This window comes from Mycobacterium sp. UM_WGJ, from assembly GCF_000455125.1.
Classification (GTDB): domain Bacteria; phylum Actinomycetota; class Actinomycetes; order Mycobacteriales; family Mycobacteriaceae; genus Mycobacterium.
Window position 1 is genome coordinate 1 of sequence record NZ_AUWR01000077.1, and the last position, 560, is coordinate 560.

The 560-nt window shown below is 63.0% G+C and carries 1 pseudogene; it reads right to left on the bottom strand.

From position 1 onward, the window contains the following. A pseudogene (locus tag N416_RS0119690) lies at nucleotides 1-560 on the bottom strand (type I glutamate--ammonia ligase); the annotation flags it as partial.

A 560-nucleotide genomic window follows, 5' to 3' on the forward strand; every position in this document is an offset into this window, starting at 1 on the left:
GGCTTGGGCATGAAGGTGACGGTCTTGCCGTGTGCCCAGGCGGTGTTCTTGATGATGTATTTGAACAGCATCAAATCGTCGGCGGCGTGCAGCAGGGTGTTGAACTTGTAGTTGATCTCGGTTTGCCCGCCGGTGCCGACCTCGTGGTGGCCGCGTTCGACGGTGAAGCCGGCGTTGGTGAGGTTGGTCGACATGGCGTCGCGCAGATCGACGTATTGGTCGGTGGGGGCGACGGGGAAGTAGCCGCCTTTGGGGCGGACTTTGTAGCCGAGGTTGGGGCTGCCGTCGGCTTCGGTGGTGCGGCCGGTGTTCCACCAGCCGGCGACCGAGTCCACTTTGTGGAAGGAGCCGTTGATCGTGGAGTCGAAGCTCACCGAGTCGAAGATGTAGAACTCGGCTTCGGCGCCGAAGTAGGCGGTGTCGGCGATGCCGGTGCTGGTGAGGTAGCTCTCGGCCTTGCGGGCGATGTTGCGCGGGTCGCGGGAGTAGGGCTCGCGGGTGAACGGGTCGTGGACGAAGAAGTTGAGGTTCAACGTCTTTGCGGCCCGGAACGGATCGAT